The sequence below is a fragment of the Nocardia sp. NPDC005745 genome, assembly GCF_040630775.1.
Lineage (GTDB): Bacteria > Actinomycetota > Actinomycetes > Mycobacteriales > Mycobacteriaceae > Nocardia.
The window spans coordinates 16537-36928 of record NZ_JBEXYF010000027.1; the positions used below are offsets into that span (position 1 = coordinate 16537).

Consider the following 20392-nt stretch of genomic DNA (forward strand, 5'->3'; position numbering starts at 1 on the left):
TTCCCGGTCCGGCGGAGACCGCCGCGACGAGCACCGACAGATGCCCGGCGACCTCAGTCCGTGAGGGGACCGTGCCGGTCCAGGTGCAGGTAGGTGAATCCGGTGACCAACAGGCACACCACGGTCGCGGTGATCAGCATGGCCCAGCCCGCCACCACCAGACTCAGCAGTCCGCCGAGCAGCGCGCCGAGCACGAAACCGGTGTAGAGCAGGAAGTATCCGAGCCAGTCGGCGTAGTCGCCGCCGCTGAGATGACGTTCGATACCCTGCCCCATCTTGACCAGTGTCCCGGTGACGTAACTGAGCGGCACCGATACCTCACCGTTCTGCACGAACGATGTGTTGAGCGCCCCGACGCCGAAAGCGACGAGCATGATCGGCAGCAGCCCGATCGGCTCGATTCCCCTCCGATACTCCAGAATGTCGATGACGGATGCGAGCGCCAGGCACACGGTGGTGAGCAGAGTGGCTCCATGCGGGTGCCCCGACCAGTAACGCCTGCGGCACCACGAGGCCACGACCACACCGGCGAGAAATGACAGCAGCAACCCGGTGGCCGCCAACGCCATGTCCGGCTCGTCGTGGAAGTACCCGAGGACAGCCCGTTCGGTATTGCCCGTCATGAACGTGACGAAATAACCGGCCGTATGCGTGAATGCCGCAGCGCCGATCAGCCCGGCGAGTGCGGCCAGTACCCAGGACAGTCTGGCCTCGGAGTCGAATAGTGCTTTTCTCCGACTTTCCTCCAGTTCCGGCACAGGTCGAACTCCTTCCGGTACGACGCGACACCCCAGTGAAGCAGGCAGTTCATCGGATTCGCCGACGCAGCGCCGAGAGATCGCCACTGTCCCGCGGCGGCGAGGAGTTCCCGCGCGGTCACCCTGCGCAACCGGCATCGAGCGTCCGGACGCCGCCGGCCGGGGTCGGGCTCGGTATGGCCCGGGGGAATCGCTGCTCGGTTACCGTGCTGAGGTGGATACTCTGTTCGACTTCCTGCTGACCGAGCCGGTGGCGACCGCGCCGCTGGACGATGTCGCCGCCGCGTGGACGCGACATCGCGTGGCCGCGAATCGATTCGACCAGCCGGTGGAGATCGCGATCGCGGGGGGCTTCGGCGCCGACCGGCTCGGGTTCGCCTTCCTGTCCGGCTATCAGGAGGCGTTGCGGACGCTTATTCCGGACCTGCCGGACGACGAGCTGGTCGCGATGTGCGCGACCGAGGAGGGGGGCGGCCACCCCGCCGCGATCCACACCACGCTCACCGAACGGGACGGGGCCTGGCTGGTCGACGGTACGAAGTCGTTCGCGACCATGGGCTCGTTCGCACGACAGTTGGTGGTGATCGCCAGTGTCGGCGCGGCGCCCGACGGACGGAATCGGTTGCGCGCCTGCGTAGTCGAGGCGGGCGAAGCCGGCGTGTGTCCAGCCGATCGTCCAGCGCTCCCGTTCGCGCCCGAGGTTCCGCACGCCACGGTCGTGCTGACCGGCGCGCCCGCGCTGGTGCTGCCCGGCGACGGATATCTGGACTACCTCAAGCCGTTCCGGACTATCGAGGACATCCACGTGCTGGCTGCCACGCTGGGCTGGCTGGTACGGGTGGCCCGGGCGTCGGACTGGCCGCGGGCGAGTCGGCAACAGTTGCTGACCGCGGTTGCCGCGGTGCGCGGCCTGGACATCGCCGCGCCGAGTTCCGCGGGCGTGCACATCGCTCTCGGCGGCGTCTTCGAATTGTTCGGTTCGCTGCTTGCCGAACTCGAGCCGCTGTGGCAGTCCGCGGACCCGGTGACGCGACAGCGGTGGGAGCGCGACAGGCCGCTGCTGGCCACCGCAGGGCGGGTGCGCGGGCAACGGCTCACCGCCGCGTGGCGGGCGATAGAACCGGACGACCAGTCGGAATAGTGCTCGACCTGGCCTGAAATGGGGAGCGGGCCTCGGCGAAGGGGGGGAGTTAGCCGAGGCCCGCGTAGGGTCGGCCCGGGGGGGGAGGGGCCGACGTGAACGATGCTACTCGATGATGTGCGATTGTGTGTGCGGGGGGACGGCCGCGTTCCAAGTTTTTTCGGGTTGGCTCACCTTCTGGACGACCTCGGACGGCCCTTGCCGCGCGACCGGCCGACCCCCTCGCTCCGGACTGTTGTCCTATAGTTTGCCAAAACTATTGGCGAGCAACCTCTTCCGAGTGTTTTCGCGGATGTGACCTGCTACGGCACCGAGCGGCACGGAACATGCCGACCAGTCGCCGCGCCACGAAATCGAGGGAAACTCCGGCGTGTCGATCACGCCGGGTGTGGCGCCGCTCGGCGTGCGTGACGCCCGAACTTGTCGTACCCCGATGCGAACATGTGTTCGTGTTCATCGACTCGATGGTTCCCGCCGAGCGCACCCGCTCGTCGCGACGGCTAGCGCTCGTACTTCCCCCATTCGAGTACGGGTCTTCCTCGATTCGGGTAGTCCGCTACGCGCGCTCCGATGCCGGGGCACGCGGGACCATCGAACCGGTCGCATTCCGATCCGGTACCCCCGAGCACCGACTGGATCGGAATGCGGCCTTCTTCCGTTCCCGGGTAGTTCGCGGGGCCGCCCACCCGGAACAAATCGGATGAAATTGTCGGCGGGCGGGACAATACTGACTCGGGTATCGGCCGGTCACCCGATCCAGCGAGTCGTTGGGCGCCTGGCGTCGCACTGCATCACATCGAACTCATCAACCCCAGGAGAATCATGCCCGACGCAATAGTCGCCGAGGGTCTGGTCAAACGATACGGCCAACTGGTGGCCCTCGACGGCCTCGACCTCAGCGTCCCAGAAGGGACCGTCACCGCACTGCTCGGACCCAACGGCGCAGGTAAGACCACCACTGTCCGGGTGTTCACCACCCTGCTCGTGCCGGATGCCGGACGCGCCACGGTCGCGGGAATCGATGTGCTGCGCGAGCCGCAGGCGCTGCGTTCCCGCATCGGGGCGTCGGGGCAATACGCCGCGGTCGACGAATACCTCACCGGTTTCGAGAATTTGGAAATGGTGGGACGTCTTTATCACATGGGCGTACAGCGAAGTAAGGAACGAGCGCGCGAATTGCTCGAGCGATTCCGGCTCACCGACGCAGCGGACCGGCCGGTCAAGGGCTACTCCGGCGGTATGCGCCGTCGTCTCGACCTGGCGGGCGCGCTGGTCGCGAATCCGCCCGTCCTGTTTCTGGACGAGCCGACCACCGGGCTGGATCCCCGCGCCCGTCTGGATCTTTGGGACGTCATCGAGGAATTGGTCGCGGGCGGGACCACGTTGCTGCTCACCACGCAGTACATGGAAGAGGCGGATCGGCTCGCCGATTCGATCGCGGTGATCGACCACGGCAAGGTGATCGCGAAGGGCACCGCGGACGAACTCAAGACCATGGTCGGCGGCGACCGGATCGAGCTGACCGTCGACCGCGTCGACAATCTCGCGACGGCCGAGACCGCACTGAAAAGCCTGGCCGACGGCGAGATCCACCTCGAACCGGGGTTGCGCAGGATCACCGTCCCGGTCGCCGACGGATCGCAGGCTCTGGTGGAGGCGGTCGGGCGGCTGGCCGAGCACAACGTACAGATCCACGATGTCGGGCTGCGCCGTCCGTCCCTGGACGACGTCTTCCTCACCCTCACCGGCCACGAAGCGGAGACGAGCGCCGGCGGCGACGCGGCGAACGACAAGCTGGAAGCTACGGAAGGAACGATCCGATGACCGCGACGGCCCCGGCCCTGACACGGCCCTCGCTGGGCGAGCGACTGTCCATCGTGGTCAGCGACAGTGTGACGATCGCGAAACGCAATGTCATAAAGATCAAGCGGGTACCCGACGTCCTGATCTTCTCCACACTCTCGCCGATCATGTTCGTGCTGCTGTTCGCCTACGTCTTCGGCGCGGCCATCGATGTGCCCGGTCTGTCCGGCGGATACCGCGAGTTCCTCATCGCGGGCATCTTCGCGCAGACGGTGGTGTTCGGCGCGACCTTCACGGGTGCGGGACTGGCCGAGGACATGCAGAAGGGCATCATCGACCGATTCCGCTCGCTGCCGATGGCTTCGTCGGCGGTGCTGGTCGGCCGCACGATCAGCGATGTGGTGATCAACGTGGTCAGCCTGACGGTGATGTCGCTGACCGGTCTGGTCGTCGGCTGGCGGATTCGCGGTTCGTTCCTGGACGCGGTGCTGGCCTACATCCTGCTGCTGCTGTTCGCCTACGCGGTGTCCTGGATCATGGCCGTGGTGGGCCTTTTGGTGCGGGCGCCGGAGGTGTTCAACAACGCCAGCTTCATGGTGATCTTCCCGCTCACGTTCATCGCCAACACGTTCGTCCCCAGCGACAAGTTGCCCACCGCCCTGCGGGTGATCGCGGAATGGAACCCGGTATCCGCGCTGACCCAGGCGACGCGCGACCTGTTCGGCAACACCAGCCCGATCGCACCGACGTCGGACTCCTGGCCGCTGCGGCACCCGGTGATCACCTCCCTGATGTGGGTGGTGGTGATCATGGTGGTGTTCGTGCCGCTGGCTCTGCGTCAGTACAAGAAGACGGTCAGTCGCTGACCGGCGATTCCCGAATCAGCGATCGTGTTCCGCGCCGGCTTCCGCCAAGGGTGCCGGCGCGGAGCCGTTACGGGAGTACCCGATGCGCGGGGGAGCGGGGGCGGGTTCCGGCTGCTGCGGCCGCCGGCTACGGACCAGATAGGCCACGCCGCCCGCCAGCGCGACTGCCGCCGCGAGGAGGAGCCGGTTACGTGAACGCGAAGAGACATGCAAGCGCCCCGAGGTCATTGCACCACTCTAGGCACAGCCCGCCGATTCGTGCAGGAGGCCCAGCTCACAGCACGGTCCGGCCCAGTTCCGCGGCTGGATCGCCGACCGTGGCACGATGGGCGTCGTGACCTCACCGAATCAGACATCCGTGGCAACGCTGCACACGAATCACGGCGATATCAAGCTCGCGCTCTTCGGTAACCACGCGCCCAAGACGGTGCGCAATTTCCTAGGTCTCGCCGATGGTTCGGCGCCGTACACCACCGCGAACGCCAGCGGGGGCAACACGGGCCCGTTCTATGACGGCGCTCTGTTCCATCGCGTGATGGCCGGATTCATGATCCAGGGTGGCGATCCCACCGGTACCGGTCGCGGCGGCCCGGGTTATGAGTTCGGCGACGAGTTCCACCCTGAGCTGCGGTTCGACCGGGGCTACTTGCTGGCGATGGCCAACGCGGGGCCGGGCACCAACGGCTCACAGTTCTTCATCACCGTTCGCCCGCAGCCGCATCTCAACCGCAAGCACACGATCTTCGGTGAAGTGGTGGATCCGGATTCCCGGAAGGTCGTCGACTCGATCGCGACCACCGGGACCGATCGCAACGACCGGCCGCTGGAACCCGTCGTCATCACCAAGATCACGATCGAATGAGACTATGAATCCCCAGCCGCCCGCACCCACGTGCGTCCGCCATCCGAATCGCCCGACCGGCCTGGCCTGCACGCGGTGCGGGCGGCCGTCCTGTGCCGAATGTCTGCGTCCCGCAGCGGTCGGCCAACACTGTGTCGACTGTCTGCGCACGGATCAGCGCGGCGTCGCTCCGGTGCGGACGGTCTCGGGCGCGGCAGCGGCCCGCACGTCCGCACCCTATGTGACCTATGCGCTGATCGCGATCAACGTGGTGATCTACGCGATCACCGCGGCCCAGTCGAAGAACCTGATGGACAACCAACTGGGCTCCGCGCTGTTCCTGGACTGGGTGCTGTGGGCACCGGCCGTCGCGGACGGCGAATGGTGGCGGGTGCTCGGTTCCGGGTTCCTGCACTACGGCCCGATCCACCTGGCGCTCAACATGTTCGCCCTGTACGTGGTGGGCCGCGATGCTGAGCTGGTGCTGGGACGATTGCGCTATCTCGCGGTGTACTCGGTTTCGCTGCTCGGCGGGTCCGCCGGGGTCATGCTGTTCTCGCAGAACAGCATGACGGCGGGCGCGTCCGGCGCGGTGTACGGCTTGTTCGGTGCGATCACGATCATCCTGCTCCGGTTGCGGCAGAACCCGAATCAGATGCTCATCATCATCGGCATCAACGTCTTCATCAGTTTGTCGCTGCCCGGCATCTCACTCTGGGGCCATCTCGGCGGTCTGGCCGCGGGCACGCTCGCGACCCTCGGCATCCTGTTCCTGCCCGCGTGGCTGCGAGTGAAAACTCCGCAAGCGGCACGGTTGGTCGGCTGGGCAGCGGTGGCGCTCGTCGCCGTCGCGGCGCTGGCGACCGTGGCGGTGAGTGCGATCACTTCCACTGCGTGACACGCCGATTCGCTTCACGTGAAACATTCGCGTCCGCGTGGGGCGAACGCACGTCAGCGAGTCTTGTCCTCGGTGAGCCGCAGTGCTCCTACCAGGTCTTCGTAGACGAGTTCAGGGTTGGCGCCCAGATCCCAGCGGCCGAAGATCAGGAGCCGCTCGGTGCCGTCGTGCTGAACGTCGAGTTCCAACATCGGCATCTTGCGCCCGAGGCGTCGGTAGCTCACCACACGGGCGCGAATGATCTGCTCAGGGGCGTATTCGTCCGCCCCCGTCAGCGTGCGGACGACCATGCGCGGTTGCGCGCCGGTTGTCACCGACAGCCGCGGGCGTTGCCGGAACCCGAGCCCGGCAAGGGCGAGCAGTCCGACGGCGGCGAGTCCCACGAGCAGGCGGCTGGCCGCTTCGGAGGTGACCACCGCGGCGACGGCCAGCGCGACGCCGCCCACGGTGACCGCGACGAGCGCGGGTGTCGGCGTGGTCCAGGCCAGGCGCGGCTCTTCGCGGTCCCGCGGGCCGGGGACCGGGAGCTCAGGACTCACAGCACTCCCCAATCGCTCCTCGAGTTGTCCACAGGCTCATCCACAGGTGTGCATGAATGACACGTCTGTAATCCGGGTCGGCGTTGTGCTCAGCGCCAGCGCATCGTCATGATCAGCCCGACCACCATCAGGCCGAAGCCGATCAGGAAATTCCAGGCGTTGAGGTCGTTCATCCAGCTGATCTGCTCGGCCGCCAGGTAGTAGACGAGCAGCCACACCAGCCCGGCGAGCATGAACCCGAGCATGATGGCGACATACCAGACCGGAGACGGCCCCGCCTTCACCTTCACCGGCGTCCGGCTGGCGGGGTTGATCGTATAGTCGGTCTTCTTACGGACCTTCGACTTGGGCATGACGTCCTCGTATTCGGCTGCAGGTCGTGGTCTCTAGGCTATCCCAACAGGTAATGGATGCGACGCGGTGCCGGGCGGGGACGTAATCTCGATGTCATGCGTGTTCTGGTCGTCGACAATTACGACAGCTTCGTCTTCAACCTGGTGCAGTACCTCGGGCAACTCGGTGTGGACGCTGTCGTCTGGCGCAACGACGATCCGAATCTGGCCGACGTCGGCGCGGTCGTAGGCGATTTCGACGGCATTTTGATCAGTCCCGGCCCCGGCACCCCGGACCGTGCGGGCGCCAGCATCCCGCTGGTGCGCGCCTGCGCGGAGCAGAGTGTTCCGCTGCTCGGCGTGTGCCTCGGCCACCAGGCGATCGGCGAGGCGTTCGGCGCCACCGTAACCAGGGCCCCGGAACTGCTGCACGGGAAGACGAGCGAGGTCTTCCACATCGGCGCGGGTGTGCTGGCCGGTCTGCCCGACCCGTTCACCGCCACGCGATACCACTCGCTCACCGTCGTCGAAGACACTTTGCCCGAGGAGATCGAGGTGCTCGGACGCACCGAGAGCGGAATCGTGATGGCCATGCGTCATCGCACCTTGCCCATCCACGGCGTGCAGTTCCACCCGGAATCGGTGCTCACCCAGGGTGGGCACCGGATGCTGGCCAACTGGCTCGGTGTGTGCGGGGAGCGCCCCGCCGAGGGTTTGGTGCAGACGCTGGAGGCGGAGGTCGCCGCGCTGGTGCTGCAGTGACCCGTCCGCATGTGCTGCTGTCGGTCGCGACGAGCATCGACGGGTACATCGACGACGCGAGCCCGCAGCGGCTGCGCTTGTCCGACGCGGCGGACTTCGACCGGGTGGACCAGGTCCGCGCGGACTCCGACGCCATCCTGGTCGGCGCGCAGACACTGCGCAGCGACAACCCGCGGCTGCTGGTCGACAGCGCCGAACGCAGGGCCGCGCGCGTCGCGGCGGGCAAACCGGAATTCCCGCTGAAGGTGACCGTATCGGCGAGCGGCGACTTGGCTCCGGAGCTGCGGTTCTGGCACTACGGCGGCGACAAGCTCGTGTACTCCACCGCGGCGACCGCGCCGGAACTCACCGCCCGCCTCGCCGGATTGGCCGAGGTCGTGGATCTCGGTACCGAGCTCGATTTCGGTGCACTGCTGGACGATCTGGGCCGACGGGGTGTCGAGCGGCTCATGGTGGAGGGCGGCACCCGCATCCACACCGCGTTCCTCGCCGCCGATCTGGCCGACGAACTGCATCTAGCGATCGCCCCGATCCTGGTAGGAGACAGCGCGGCGCCGCGCTTTCTCGACCCGGCCGACTTTCCGGGCGCGCCTCATCGCCGGATGCGCCTTACCGATGTGACGCAAGTCGGGGACGTCGCGGTGTTGCGTTATCTACCGAAGGCCGAGACGATCTGACGTCGTCGGTGCCACGTCGATGATCCCGCGCACCGTCGAGGCCCGCGGAGACAGCTCGGCGCAGCCTTGCCGTGACGTCGCAACCGCGAGGCTTTCAGCCTGATCGCGTAGCGCGGTGTCGCGGACGAGTGAACCGCGGACGGCCATCGGCCGTCCGCGGCCCGAACTCACCTTGGCACCTCGCCCCGGCTGCCGGCACCGGCCGGTGCGGGATCCCTGAACTCATCGCCGAGCGGGAGCCGGCCGCACGGTGCCGAAGTACCTTGTGCGGACACGGAAGGCGTTGTCGGGTACGTTCCTCCGCGCCGGTCCGGAACCTAGGGACGCCCGTAGACGGCGGTGACGAACTCGCCGAGCTGGTTGTCGTCCAGATGCCGGGCCAGGTCCGCCTCGCTGATCATGCCGACCAACCGCTTGTCCTCGATGACCGGCATGCGCTTGACCCGGTTGCTTTCCATCTCATCGAGCACTTCGGTGATGTCGGCGTTGGCGTCGACCCACCGCGGTGTCGATTCACACAGTTCATCCACCCGGCAATCCGACGGGTTCTTGCCCTGGGCGATGCACTTCACCACGATGTCGCGGTCGGTGACGATGCCGCACATCCGCTCGTTCTGGTCCGAGACGATCAGGGACCCGACGTTGAGTTCGGCCATGGTTCGTGCGGCCTGCTCGATCGTCGTGTCCTTCGAAATCCACTGGACGCCCGGTTTCATGATGTCCCTGGCAGTGGTCATGAGCTACCTCCTCGTGCTCAGCTGCGCTGATTGGGATGAAGCAGCATCATTCTCCCGCAATTCACACCGGTTGGTCTCGTTTTCTGGATACCGGCGGCGCCGATCACGGCGGGCCGAGTACCCCCACGCCGACCAGGATGGCGCTGTTCTTCTGGATCGAACTGCCCGCCGACGGTTGCTGGCTGAGGATGCGGCCGACATTGCCCGCGTCGAAGGTGCCCTGCGGGGATTGGCTGATCTGGCTGGTGCTGCCGGTCCAGCCTTCTGCGCGCAGCTTCTCCACCGCCTGCGAGACGGTGAGACCGACCAGGGACGGCATCTTCAGGTCACCCGCGGACACCTGGACGGTGACCGTGGAACCCTTCTCGGCGCTACTGCCGCCTGCCGGGCTGGAGGCGACCACCTCGCCCTTGGGCTTCGAGGACTGCACCTCCTGGACGACGACCTTGAAGCCGTTGCCCTCGATATTCGGCTGGGCCACGTCGATGCTCTGCCCGACGACGTAGGGAACGCGGACCGCCTCCGGGCCGGTGCCGACGGTGACGACGATCTCCCAGTCGACGTCGACCTTCGAACCCGGCGACGGGTTCTGCTCGATCACTTGGTCCTTCTCGGCGGTGCTCGACGGTTTGCGCTCGACGTTCGGATTGATCCGCAGGCCCTTGGAGTTCAAGACCTGCTCGGCCTGCTCCTGGGACAGACCGGTCAACTTCGGCACCTGGACCTGCGCGGGACCCGAGGACACCTGGACCGTGACCGTGCTGCCCTCGTCGATCCGCGAGCCGCCGAGGGGCTGGGTCGCGATCACGTTCCCCGTGGCGACCTTGCTGTCGGGCTTCTGCTGAATCGCCACCGTGAAGCCGAGCTTCTGCAGCGCGTCCTGCGCTTGCTGCGAGGACTTGTTGGACAGGTCGGGAATGGCCACCTGGTCCGGTCGGCTTCCCGGCCCGAGCAGCACCCAGAACAGCGCGAAAGCCACCGCGACGGCCGCGACGGCGCCGATCGCGATGTAGGCGGTCCGGCGCCGTCCGTTCGGCTCGGCCGGATCCTGCTCCGCGGTGTCGTCGTGGCGCTCGACCGTACGGTAGTTACGCGGCGGGGGCTCGTCCGCGCTCATCATGGTGGTGCGGTCCTCGTCCGTCATCACCATCGGGGCGCTGGGCTTCTGGCCGCCGAGCACCCGGATCAGGTCGGCGCGCATCTCGGCGGCGGTCTGGTATCGGTTGGCCGGATTCTTGCTCATCGCCTTGAGCACGACCGAGTCCAGTTCGCGCGGCACCCCGGAATACACGTGCGAGGGCAGTCGCGGGTCTTCCCGGACGTGCTGGTAGGCGACGGCGACCGGGGAATCACCCGTGAAAGGCGGCTCCGCGGTGAGGATCTCGAACAACACACAACCGACGGAGTAGACGTCCGAGCGCGCGTCCACCGTTTCGCCGCGCGCCTGCTCCGGGGAGAGGTACTGCGCGGTGCCGATCACCGCCGCGGTCTGGGTCATGGGGTTGGAGTTGTCGGCGAGTGCGCGCGCGATGCCGAAGTCCATCACCTTCACCGCGCCCGACCGGTTGATCATGATGTTCGCGGGCTTCATGTCGCGGTGCACGATCCCGGCCTTGTGGCTGAAGTCCAAGGCCGCGCAGACATCCGCGATGATCTCCATCGCGCGGCGCGGCGGCAGCGGTCCCTTGCCGCGCACGATGTCGCGCAGCGTGTCGCCGTCGACGTACTCCATCACGATGTACGGCAGCGGGCCGCCGTCCACCTCCGCCTCGCCCGTGTCGTAGACCGCGACGATGGCCGGATGATTGAGCGCGGCCGCGTTCTGCGCTTCGCGCTTGAACCGCAGGTAGAACGTGGGGTCACGGGCCAGGTCCGCCCGCAGGACCTTGATCGCCACGTCCCGGCTCAGCCGGATGTCGCGAGCCTTGTGCACCTCGGACATACCACCGAACCCGATGATCTCGCCCAGCTCGTAGCGAGACGAGAGATTCTTCGGGGTCGTCATGGCAGTCCTTGCGAAGAAGTGGCGGATCCGCTGCGGGTGGCCGAAGGCCCTCGGGCACCGGGAATCTCCGGGAATGGTATGTCGAGAGTCGGGATGCGCGGACGGCTGGTGGTGGCGGTGGGCGCGGTGGTCGTCGGCTTCGTCGTGCTCGGTGCCGTGCTGGTGGGCGGCGGGGTGGTCGTCGTCGGCTCCGGTGTCGTGGTCTTCGGCTCGGTGGTGGGCGGTTCGTAGGTCTCGGTGTCCACGGGCGGAGGTGCGGGCTTGGGGGTCGTCGTGGCCACCGGCGGGACGGGCTTGGGGTTCGGCGCGACCGTCACGGTCGGCGACGGCGTGGAATCCGGATTGGTGTCTCCACCGAAGAGCAGGTAGGCCGTGAGCGCCCCGAGCAGCACGGCGCCGATGCCGAGCCCGGTCAGCCATTTCTGGGTCGTAGTGAACCTGCTGCCGTTACCGGGCGGGGGACCGCTCGCCGCACCGCGGCTCAGCACCGTGGCCGGAGCCGCGAGGGTGCCCGCCTGATGGGCCGCGCCCACCGCGCCCACCGCGCCCGCGGCGGGCGTCGAGTAGCGCACCGTCGCACCGTCGAAGTCGGCGGGCGTGGAGGGGATCACGGCGGTCGGGCCGGGCGGGAGCACCCGCGTGGCGCCGGTCAGGGGCGCGGCGGAGTGCGCTCCGCTGGGCGGCGGCGGGCGGCGGCCCGCGCGGACGGCGGCGACCGCGTCGGCGAACTCACCGCCGCTGGCGTAGCGCCGCGACGGGTCCTTCTCCATCGTGATCTCGATCAGTTCGCGCACGTTGCCGGGCAGATCGGCCGGCATCGGAGGCGGTGTCTCGCGCACGTGCTTCATCGCGACGGTGATCGCGCCGTCGCCGGTGAACGGCCGCTGTCCTGCCAGCACTTCGTAACCGACCACGGCGAGGGAGTACACGTCGCTGGCCGCGGTGGCGTCCTCGCCGACCGCCTGTTCCGGGGCGATGTACTGGGCGGTGCCCATCACCATGCCGGTCTTGGTCACCGGGGAGGCGTCCACCGCCTTGGCGATACCGAAGTCGGTGATCTTCACCTGGCCGGTCGGCGTGACCAGGATGTTGCCCGGCTTCACGTCACGGTGCACCACGCCCGCGCGGTGCGCCACGTCCAGCGCGCGCCCGGTTTGCTCGAGCAGATCGAGTCCCTGGGCCACCGACAGCCTGCCGAGCCGGTTGAGCACGGTGTTCAGCGGCTCGCCCTGGACGAACTCCATGACGAGGTAGGCGATCTCGCTGCCCTGCGGGTCGATGGTCTCGCCGTAGTCGTAGATGCCCGCGATGCCGGAGTGATTCAGCTGGGCGGTGGTCTTCGCCTCGGTGCGGAATCGATGCCGGAACGTCGGGTCGGCCGAGAACTCCGATTTCAGCACCTTGACCGCGACCCTGCGGTCGAGCCTGGTGTCCAGCGCTTCCCAGACCTGGCCCATGCCGCCGGTCGCGATCAGTCGCTGCAGCCGGTATCGGTCGGCGATCATCGCACCGTTGTTCAGCATCGAGGTCCCCGTACCTTCACTCGCACATCCATATCGTTCAGCCCCCTCGAAGACCGGCGTCCAGAACCGCGCGAGCCACCGGCGCGGCGACCGAGCCACCGGTCGCGGCAAGCGCCCGGTCCCCACCGTTCTCCACGATCACCGCGATGGCGATCTTCGGGTTCTGCGCGGGGGCGAACGCGATATACCAAGCGTGCGGCGGCGTGTTACGCGGGTTGGTCCCGTGTTCCGCGGTGCCGGTCTTGGACGCGATTTGATAGGGGGTCTGGCCACCTCCGGAGGTGTTGCTCTCCGACGCGATCATCAAGTTGGTTACGGTCGACGCTACATCGGCGCTGACGGCTTGGCCGACCGAGACCGGCTTGGTCTTGGTCAGCTCGCTCAGATCCGGGCGCTGCAACTGATCGACCAGGTACGGCTCCATCCGGACGCCGCCGTTGGCGATCGTCGCCGCGACGACCGCGTTCTGCAAGGGGGTCAGCGCCACGTCGCGCTGCCCGATGCTGCTCTGCGCCAGGGCGGCGTCGTCGGAGATCGTGCCGACGGTGCTCTCCGCCACCGGCATCGGGATCCCCCGGTGCGGGCCGACACCGAACGCGGCCGCCTCGTCCTTGAGGTCCGCGGCGCCCACCTTGATGCCGAGTTCGGCGAACGCGGTGTTGCACGAGCGCCGGAACGCCTCGAACAACGAAGCGGTCGGATTCGGACCGCAGGTGGTGCCGTTGTAGTTCTCCATCGGAGTGCTGGTGCCGGGCGGTGTGAAGGTCGGGGCGGCGGTGAACTGGTCGTCGGGGGTCGCGACGCCGTTGGCCAGCGCGGCCGCGGTGACCACGACCTTGAAGGTGGACCCGGGCGGATAGGTCTGCGAGATAGCGCGATTCAACATGGGGTGGTTCGGATCCGCGCTCAGCGTTTCCCACGCCTGGGTGCCGCGCGCGCCGTCGTGCCCGGACAGGAGGTTCGGGTCGTAGCTCGGCGTGGACACCATGGTGAGGATCTTGCCGGTGCTCGGCTCGATGGCCACCACCGAACCGGTGTATCCCTTGCTGGTCATCTGGTCGTAGGCGACCTTCTGCATCAGCGGGTTGAGCGTGGTGAGCACGTTGCCGCCGCGCGGGTCCCGGCCGGAGATCAGGTCGACGAGACGGCTGCCGAACAGCTGACTGTCGGAGCCGTTGAGCACCGAATCCTCGGCGCGTTCCAGTCCGGTGCTGCCGTACTGCATCGAGTAGAAGCCGGTGGCAGGCGCGTACGCCTCCGGCTCGCTGGGGTAGGCGCGCAGGTACTTGTAGCGATCGTCGGTCGCGATCGAGCTGGCCAGCACGGTGCCGCCCGCCGAGATCTGCCCGCGCTGGCGGGCGTATTCGTCCAGCAGCACCCGGGAGTTGCGCGGATCCGAGCGCAGGTCGTCGGCCTTGATCACCTGCACGTAGGTGGCGTTCGCCAGCAGTGCGACGACCATCACCATCACCGCGACCGCGACTCGGCGTAGTGGAGTGTTCATGTCAGCGGCCCCGCATCCGATCGTCCCCCGTCGCGGCGCAGCAGTTCGGTCTGCGCGTCGGCGATCGGCGCCGGTTCTTTCTTACGCACCGGGGCGGGTGCGCGGGCGGCGTCGGAGACCTTGATCAGCAACGCCAGCAATGCGTAGTTGGCCAACAGCGAGGAGCCGCCGTAGGACATGAACGGAGTCGTGAGACCGGTCAGCGGAATCAGCTTGGTCACACCCCCGACCACGACGAACAGCTGGATCGCGATGGTGAACGACAGACCGGCCGCGAGCAGCTTGCCGAAGCTGTCGCGCACCGCGAGGGCGGTGCGCAGTCCGCGCACCACGAATACCAGGAACAGCATCAGCACCGCGGCGAGCCCGATCAGGCCGAGCTCCTCGCCGATCGTGGTGACGATGAAGTCGGTCTTGGCGAAGGGCACCTGGTTGGGCCTGCCGCTACCGAGGCCGGTTCCGGCGAGACCGCCGGTGGCCAGGCCGAACAGTGACTGCGAGATCTGATAGCCGGTGTTGTTGTAGTCGTCGAACGGGTGCAGCCAGGTCTCCACCCGGACCCGCACGTGGCCGAACAACTGGTAGGCGAAGATGAATCCGAGTGCGAGCAGCCCGCCGCCGATGACCAGCCAGCCGACCCGTTCGGTGGCGATGTAGAGCATCACGAGCACCGTGCTGAAGATCAGCAGCGAGGTACCGAGATCCTTCTCGAACACCAGCACGCCGATGCAGACGATCCAGACGGCCAGGATCGGGCCGAGGTCGCGGCCGCGCGGGAACTCCATGCCCAGCACATGACGCCCGGCGGCGGTGAAGATCTCGCGCTTGGCCACCAGCACCGAGGCGAAGAAGATGATCAGCAGGATCTTCGCGAACTCACCCGGCTGGACGCTGAACCCGGGCAGCCGGATCCAGATCTTCGCGCCGTTGGTCTCGGAGAACGCGCTGGGCAGCAGCGCCGGGATGGCCAGCGCGACGAGGCCGATCAGGCCGAGGGTGTAGCTGTAGCGGGCGAGCGTGCGGTAGTCGCGCAGGGCGATCAGCAGTGTGATGAACACCAGCGTGCCCAGTGCGGTCCACAGGATCTGCTGATCGGCGTCGGGGGAGGGGGTCGCCCACGAGTTGTAGGCGGCGGTCTGCTGGTCGGCCAGGTCGAGCCGATGGATCAGCACGAGACCGAGTCCGTTGAGCAACGCGACGATCGGCAGCAACAGCGGGTCGGCGAACGGGGCGAACCGCCGCACGGCCAGGTGCGCCACCGCGAACAGTGCCAGGTAGGCCAGACCGTACTTGGCGATATCCCAGGTGATCGACTGTTCTTGACTCGCCTCGACCAGGAAGAGGGACACGGTGGTGATGACCGCTGCCGCCGCGAGCAGCAGCAGTTCCGCATTTCGTCTGGTGCTCGGCGGTGGCGCGGGAGCGAAGCCGCCCGGGGGACTGGGAAAAGCCCCAGCCGACGGCGGTGCCGGCGCGGACATCAGTCCGTCACCCGGCAGTTCTCCCCCGTGGTCTGGGGATTGGGTGAGGTGCTCGACGGCGTGGCAGGAGCCTCCGACTTGGTCGGCGTCTTGATCTCGGTGCCCCTGGCGTCACCCTGTTCCGGCGCAGGCGCAGGCGCAGGCGCAGGCGCAGGCGCGGGTGTGGTGGTGGCCGGTGCGGGCGGAGCGCCGTTGGGCGCGGGCGGTGTGGTCTCGGCGGACGGGACGACTCCCGGCTGCGGCGCCGATTCCTTGACCGGGCACGGCGGCAGCAGTTCTCGCTGAGCGAGATAGGTCATCGAGTCCCTGGCCTTGTCCAGCGAACCCGGCGGCAATCCCTTGTCCACCTGATCACGGCCGGTCTGCTTCAGATCGCTGACCTTCAGCGGCTTGCACGAGGAGGGCGCATCCGCCCCGGGCTCGGACAGGGTGAGTTCACCGTTGCGGGTTACGCATCCGACCAGGTTCACGTCATGGATCGAGTAGCCGAGGATCGACCCGGGCAACCCGCGCAGGATCACCACCGAACCGTCGTCGGCGCCGACGTAGTAATTGCTGCGGATCATCTTGTAGCCGACCACGAGCCCCACGCAGACGGCGACGACGAGCGCCAGCGCGAGCACGATCCAGCGCAGCCGGTGCGACTTCTTCGCGGGCGGCTCGGGCGCGGCGGCGGCCCGGCGCGGCGCGGACCGCGGCGGACGCAGGGCGGAGGCCCGGCCCGCGGCGGTGTTGGGCGGAGGAGTGTCCTCGTCGACGCCGGACGCGGCGCCCGCCACGATCGGGTGGCTCTGGCCGTAGTCCAGATCGATGACGTCGGCCACGACGACGGTCACGTTGTCCGGCCCGCCGCTGCGCAACGCCAGCTCGATGAGCCGGTCGGCGCACTCGTCGGTGGTGCCCTCGCGCATCGTGTTCGCGATGGTCTCGTCGCTGACCACGTCCGAGAGACCGTCGGAGCACAGCAGGTAGCGGTCGCCTGCGCGCGATTCGCGCATGATCAGCGTCGGCTCGATCTCGTTGCCGGTGAGCGCGCGCATGATCAGCGAACGCTGCGGGTGCGTGTGCGCCTGCTCCGGTGTGATCCTGCCCTCATCGACGAGCGACTGGACGAATGTGTCGTCCCGGGTGATCTGGGCAAGCTCGCCGCCGCGCAACAGATAGGCGCGAGAGTCGCCGATGTGCACGAGGCCGAGTTTCTTGCCCGCGAACAGGATTGCCGTGAGCGTGGTGCCCATGCCGTCGAGCTCGGGCTCCTCCTCGACCTGATCGGCGATGGCGGCGTTGCCTTCTCGGGTCGCCGCGTCGAGCTTGCCGAGCAGATCGTCGCCGGGTTCGTCGTCGTCGAGGTGGGCGAGCGCGGCGATCATCAACTGGGACGCGACTTCTCCCGCGGCATGGCCACCCATGCCGTCGGCGAGTGCGAGCAGCCGGGCGCCCGCGTACACGGAGTCTTCGTTGTTGCCTCGGACGAGACCACGGTCGCTGCGCGCTGCGTAGCGGAGAACAAGTGTCACGATCGCAGCTCGATCACTGTTTTGCCGACACGAACAGGCGTGCCGAGTGGAACACGGACGGCGGTGGTGACTTTCGCGCGATCGAGGTACGTGCCGTTCGTCGAGCCGAGGTCTTCCACGTACCAGTCGTCACCACGCGGAGACAGTCGCGCATGCCTGGTCGAGGCGTAATCATCGGTGAGTACCAGCGTGGAGTCGTCCGCACGCCCGATCAGCACCGGTTGGGTGCCGAGCGAGATGCGGGTGCCGGCGAGTGAACCCTGAGTCACCACAAGAAATTTGGCGCCCTTCTGGCCCCGGCTGAAGGAAGGCAGCACCGCGGAACCGCGTGCGGCCCTGGGCTGAATCCGAATGCCGGATGCCGCGTAGATGTCGCTGCGCAACGTGCGCAGCACAGCCCACACGAACAACCACAACAGCAGAAGGAACCCCGCACGGGTCAGTTGCAGGATCAGTCCCTGCACGGCGCTCCACCTCCTGTTCGACCGTGTACGTCGGTGCCGTAGGTGCGGTTCGACCACCCCCACCAGCCTGCTGGTCTTGCCGGCCCCGGTGTCGGCGCCGCGCGTGTGTAGGCAGCATCATAGGGCCGTCGGTCGAGTTCGATCACGATACGGCCGACGAATCCCTCGAGAGCCATGTCGTGACCTGCACCGCGAGCTTACGGGATCAGACGATACGGATCAGGATCTCGGAGTGCCCGGCACGGATGACGTCGCCGTCGGCGAGCTGCCAGTCCTGCACGGGGGAGCCGTTCACCAGGGTGCCGTTGGTGGAGCCGAGGTCGGACAACATCGCGGTCTGTCCGTCCCAGCGCACCTCGATGTGCCTGCGCGACACGCCCGTATCGGGCAGGCGGAAGTGCGCGTCCTGGCCGCGGCCGATGATGTTGCTGCCTTCCCGCAGCTGGTAAGTCCGGCCGCTGCCGTCGTCCAGCTGGAGGGTCGCCGAATAGCCCGAACCGGCCTGCGGCGCCGCGCCGTAGCCCTGGCCGCCCGCGTAAGCCTGCGGCGCGCCGTATCCGGGTTGCTGCGAGTACGCCTGACCGTAGCCGGCCTGGTCGTCCTGACCGTAGCCGGCTTGATCGGCGTAGCTCTGATCGCCGTAGCTCGGATCGGTGTATCCCGACTGCCCGTATCCGGGCTGACCATAGCCTGGCTGGCCATAGCCCGGCTCGGCGTAGCCCTGCTGGCCGTAACCGGCATCGCTGTACCCCTGCTGCTGGCCATAGGCTTGGTCGGCGTAGCCCTGCTGGCCGTAGCCCGGCTCGGCGTAGCCCTGCTGGCCGTAACCGCGTTCGGCGTAGCCCTGCTGGCCGTAGCCCGGTTCGCCGTAGCCCGGTTCGCCGTAGCCGGGTTGCTGGCCGTAGCCGGCTTCGCCGTAACCCTGCTGGCCGTAGCCCTGGCCGCCCTGGCCACCCTGGGGGTAGTCGTAGCCGTTCTGGTAATCGCCGTAACCCTGCTGTGCGTCCGGAGCCTGGTAATCCGCCCCGTACGCGCCACCGCGGCCGTAGTCGTCGCGGTACGCGCCGTTCTGCGCACCGCCGCGACCGGCAGGCGGTGGAGCGTACCCGCGGTTGCGTGGATCGGACTCCGCGGGCTCACGGCTCGGGTCGTAGCCTGAGTTCTGCGTCATGGGGCCAGCTCCTGGTTGCGGGTTTGCAGGTCGTTGTGGCGGTGATTCGGGGCCGCGAGCCGCGCCGGCTCTGTGTCCGGCGTCGGGATCGACGCGGCCACTCGCCCTGAACTGTCCGGTGTGCAGCGTAGGTGATGCCTCGAACGCCACGTGTACTTCGCCGTAGGTCTGCCAGCCTTGTTCGCGGATGTAGTCCTGCAGGTGTTTGGCGAACGCGCGGGTGGTGAGGTCGTGGTCGGCGTCCAACTGCTGATGATCGGAGGAGTTGATCGTGATCACATAGCTGTTGGGTGCCAGCAGATGCCCTCCGCCCACGTCTTGGACATGATCGGCGGCCTCGCGTTGCAGCGCCGCCTCCACCTCCTGGGGTACGACACTGCCGCCGAACACTCGGGCGAACACGTCACCGACGGCACCTTGCAGGCGACGCTCGAATCGCGAAACGATGCCCATCAAGGCCTCCCTTCGGTGCGCGTCTCTTCCTGATTCGTAACAACGACACGCGTGTATGGCGTGTCGTTAATCGACCACGTTCATTGCATGATATCCACGATCGTCCACACCTGTAACTCTTGGCGACGGCCGCGGGTTCCCGGGCCTGTCCAGCCCCCCGGTCAGGCCTCTGAAATGGCGATTTCGTATCCGGCGCGAGGCCGTGATACTGTCTCCCAGTCGCTCGGGCGAGTGGCGGAATGGCAGACGCGCTGGCTTCAGGTGCCAGTGTCCTTCGGGACGTGGGGGTTCAAGTCCCCCTTCGCCCACAGACGGAAAGCCGCGTATCGGATTGGTACTGATACGCGGCTTTCCCCATTTTCGTGTTTCGAAACGCTGCGTTCGGGCCGCGTCGGTCAGTGCCCTCCCACAGCGGGTAATACGCCGAGCTGCTGAAGGAACCCGAGCACGTCCTTGTCGGACCACTTCTCGGCGATCCTGCCGTCCGCGATCCGGTGGATCGCGGTGCCGGTCATCGTCAATTCGTTCCCGGTCGCCGGTATCCCCGGTAGGTCCCCGGTATGGCGGCCGTACGCGGTGAGTCGTGTCACGACCCGGTCGCCCTCCGCGAGCTGATCCTCGATCACGTGCCTCCCGGGAGTGGCGTCCCAGAACATGCGAAAGACCTGTTTGAGGCCCTCGCGGCCGGTGGAGAGGCCGGGAAACGGCGGCGGCGAGTGGTCGAGGTAATCCTCCGCGACGAGATCGTCCATGGCGTCGACGTTCCCCGCGTCGATCTCCTGATAGAACCGGCGGACCAGCGCCTTGTTGCTTTCCAGCGACATGATCGACCTTCCTGCTCGGGTGCCCGGCGGCGAACGGCCGTTGTGTACCCGAGTGTCGCGCCGCACAGACAGCAACTTCTACCGACAGAGCTCAGA

At 67.4% G+C, this 20392-nt stretch carries 19 protein-coding genes and 1 tRNA gene; 8 read left to right on the forward strand and 12 right to left on the reverse strand.

The window, feature by feature from the left end:
• Positions 1-53 precede the first annotated feature (53 nt).
• Positions 54-758 carry a YoaK family protein gene (locus ABZ420_RS25375; protein ID WP_357127347.1) on the reverse strand — a complete coding sequence of 235 codons (705 nt, stop codon included), beginning with the start codon at positions 756-758 and terminating at the stop codon, positions 54-56.
• 214 nt (positions 759-972) lie between these two features.
• Here ABZ420_RS25375 and ABZ420_RS25380 point away from each other — a divergent pair, with 214 nt between their 5' ends.
• The 5 genes from ABZ420_RS25380 to ABZ420_RS25400 all read left to right on the forward strand — a co-directional run bounded on the left by ABZ420_RS25380 (position 973) and on the right by ABZ420_RS25400 (position 6307).
• Positions 973-1899: an acyl-CoA dehydrogenase family protein gene (locus ABZ420_RS25380; protein ID WP_357127349.1), complete on the forward strand. Its 927-nt coding sequence runs from the start codon at positions 973-975 to the stop codon at positions 1897-1899.
• Positions 1900-2721: 822 nt separating this feature from the next.
• Positions 2722-3723, forward strand: a complete 1002-nt coding sequence (locus ABZ420_RS25385; protein ID WP_062966936.1) for an ATP-binding cassette domain-containing protein — start codon at positions 2722-2724, stop codon at positions 3721-3723.
• A complete protein-coding gene (locus ABZ420_RS25390; protein WP_357127352.1) occupies positions 3720-4568 on the forward strand; it encodes an ABC transporter permease in 849 nt (282 codons plus the stop codon). The genes ABZ420_RS25385 and ABZ420_RS25390 overlap by 4 nt, the downstream gene beginning before the upstream one ends.
• Before the next feature lie 334 nt (positions 4569-4902).
• Positions 4903-5430, forward strand: coding sequence for a peptidylprolyl isomerase (locus tag ABZ420_RS25395; RefSeq protein WP_357127355.1), 528 nt, complete (start codon positions 4903-4905; stop codon positions 5428-5430).
• Between the two features lie 4 nt (positions 5431-5434).
• Complete coding sequence (locus ABZ420_RS25400) at positions 5435-6307, forward strand: rhomboid family intramembrane serine protease (protein ID WP_357127358.1); 873 nt, start codon at positions 5435-5437, stop codon at positions 6305-6307.
• A gap of 53 nt (positions 6308-6360) precedes the next feature.
• On the opposite strand, the gene ABZ420_RS25405 is transcribed toward ABZ420_RS25400, so the two are convergent.
• Both ABZ420_RS25405 and crgA read right to left on the reverse strand, forming a co-directional pair.
• The gene (locus ABZ420_RS25405; protein ID WP_357127361.1) at positions 6361-6846 is read right to left on the reverse strand and encodes a PH domain-containing protein; all 486 of its coding nucleotides are present in this window, start codon (positions 6844-6846) and stop codon (positions 6361-6363) included.
• Between the two features lie 89 nt (positions 6847-6935).
• Positions 6936-7199: a cell division protein CrgA gene (gene crgA, locus ABZ420_RS25410; protein WP_040871406.1), complete on the reverse strand. Its 264-nt coding sequence runs from the start codon at positions 7197-7199 to the stop codon at positions 6936-6938.
• A 96-nt stretch (positions 7200-7295) separates the two neighbouring features.
• Here crgA and ABZ420_RS25415 point away from each other — a divergent pair, with 96 nt between their 5' ends.
• Positions 7296-7940 carry an aminodeoxychorismate/anthranilate synthase component II gene (locus ABZ420_RS25415; RefSeq protein ID WP_357127364.1) on the forward strand — a complete coding sequence of 215 codons (645 nt, stop codon included), beginning with the start codon at positions 7296-7298 and terminating at the stop codon, positions 7938-7940.
• Positions 7937-8617, forward strand: a complete 681-nt coding sequence (locus tag ABZ420_RS25420) for a dihydrofolate reductase family protein (RefSeq protein ID WP_357127367.1) — start codon at positions 7937-7939, stop codon at positions 8615-8617. Before ABZ420_RS25415 ends, ABZ420_RS25420 begins: the two co-directional genes overlap by 4 nt.
• A 317-nt stretch (positions 8618-8934) precedes the next feature.
• On the opposite strand, the gene ABZ420_RS25425 is transcribed toward ABZ420_RS25420, so the two are convergent.
• From ABZ420_RS25425 to ABZ420_RS25460, 8 genes are all read right to left on the reverse strand, one after another.
• Positions 8935-9354: a CBS domain-containing protein gene (locus ABZ420_RS25425; RefSeq protein ID WP_357127370.1), complete on the reverse strand. Its 420-nt coding sequence runs from the start codon at positions 9352-9354 to the stop codon at positions 8935-8937.
• Positions 9355-9457: 103 nt separating this feature from the next.
• Complete coding sequence (gene pknB, locus ABZ420_RS25430) at positions 9458-11359, reverse strand: Stk1 family PASTA domain-containing Ser/Thr kinase (RefSeq protein ID WP_357127373.1); 1902 nt, start codon at positions 11357-11359, stop codon at positions 9458-9460.
• The gene (locus tag ABZ420_RS25435; RefSeq protein ID WP_357127377.1) at positions 11356-12882 is read right to left on the reverse strand and encodes a protein kinase; all 1527 of its coding nucleotides are present in this window, start codon (positions 12880-12882) and stop codon (positions 11356-11358) included. The genes pknB and ABZ420_RS25435 overlap by 4 nt, the downstream gene beginning before the upstream one ends.
• A 37-nt stretch (positions 12883-12919) precedes the next feature.
• Entirely contained in the window at positions 12920-14386 is a 1467-nt protein-coding gene (locus ABZ420_RS25440) for a penicillin-binding protein 2 (RefSeq protein WP_357127380.1), read from the reverse strand.
• Positions 14383-15867, reverse strand: a complete 1485-nt coding sequence (locus ABZ420_RS25445) for an FtsW/RodA/SpoVE family cell cycle protein (protein ID WP_357127383.1) — start codon at positions 15865-15867, stop codon at positions 14383-14385. Before ABZ420_RS25445 ends, ABZ420_RS25440 begins: the two co-directional genes overlap by 4 nt.
• The gene (locus ABZ420_RS25450) at positions 15867-17384 is read right to left on the reverse strand and encodes a PP2C family serine/threonine-protein phosphatase (RefSeq protein WP_357127386.1); all 1518 of its coding nucleotides are present in this window, start codon (positions 17382-17384) and stop codon (positions 15867-15869) included. The genes ABZ420_RS25445 and ABZ420_RS25450 overlap by 1 nt, the downstream gene beginning before the upstream one ends.
• Positions 17381-17848: an FHA domain-containing protein gene (locus tag ABZ420_RS25455; RefSeq protein WP_014980860.1), complete on the reverse strand. Its 468-nt coding sequence runs from the start codon at positions 17846-17848 to the stop codon at positions 17381-17383. The genes ABZ420_RS25450 and ABZ420_RS25455 overlap by 4 nt, the downstream gene beginning before the upstream one ends.
• Positions 17849-18053: 205 nt before the next feature.
• Positions 18054-19472 carry an FhaA domain-containing protein gene (locus ABZ420_RS25460; protein ID WP_357127389.1) on the reverse strand — a complete coding sequence of 473 codons (1419 nt, stop codon included), beginning with the start codon at positions 19470-19472 and terminating at the stop codon, positions 18054-18056.
• A gap of 225 nt (positions 19473-19697) precedes the next feature.
• Between ABZ420_RS25460 and ABZ420_RS25465 the strand changes: the two genes are divergently transcribed.
• Positions 19698-19780: transfer RNA gene (locus tag ABZ420_RS25465), tRNA-Leu, on the forward strand.
• An 87-nt stretch (positions 19781-19867) separates the two neighbouring features.
• Here the strand turns inward: ABZ420_RS25465 and ABZ420_RS25470 are convergent.
• The gene (locus tag ABZ420_RS25470) at positions 19868-20296 is read right to left on the reverse strand and encodes an ester cyclase (protein WP_357127392.1); all 429 of its coding nucleotides are present in this window, start codon (positions 20294-20296) and stop codon (positions 19868-19870) included.
• Positions 20297-20392: the final 96 nt, after the last annotated feature.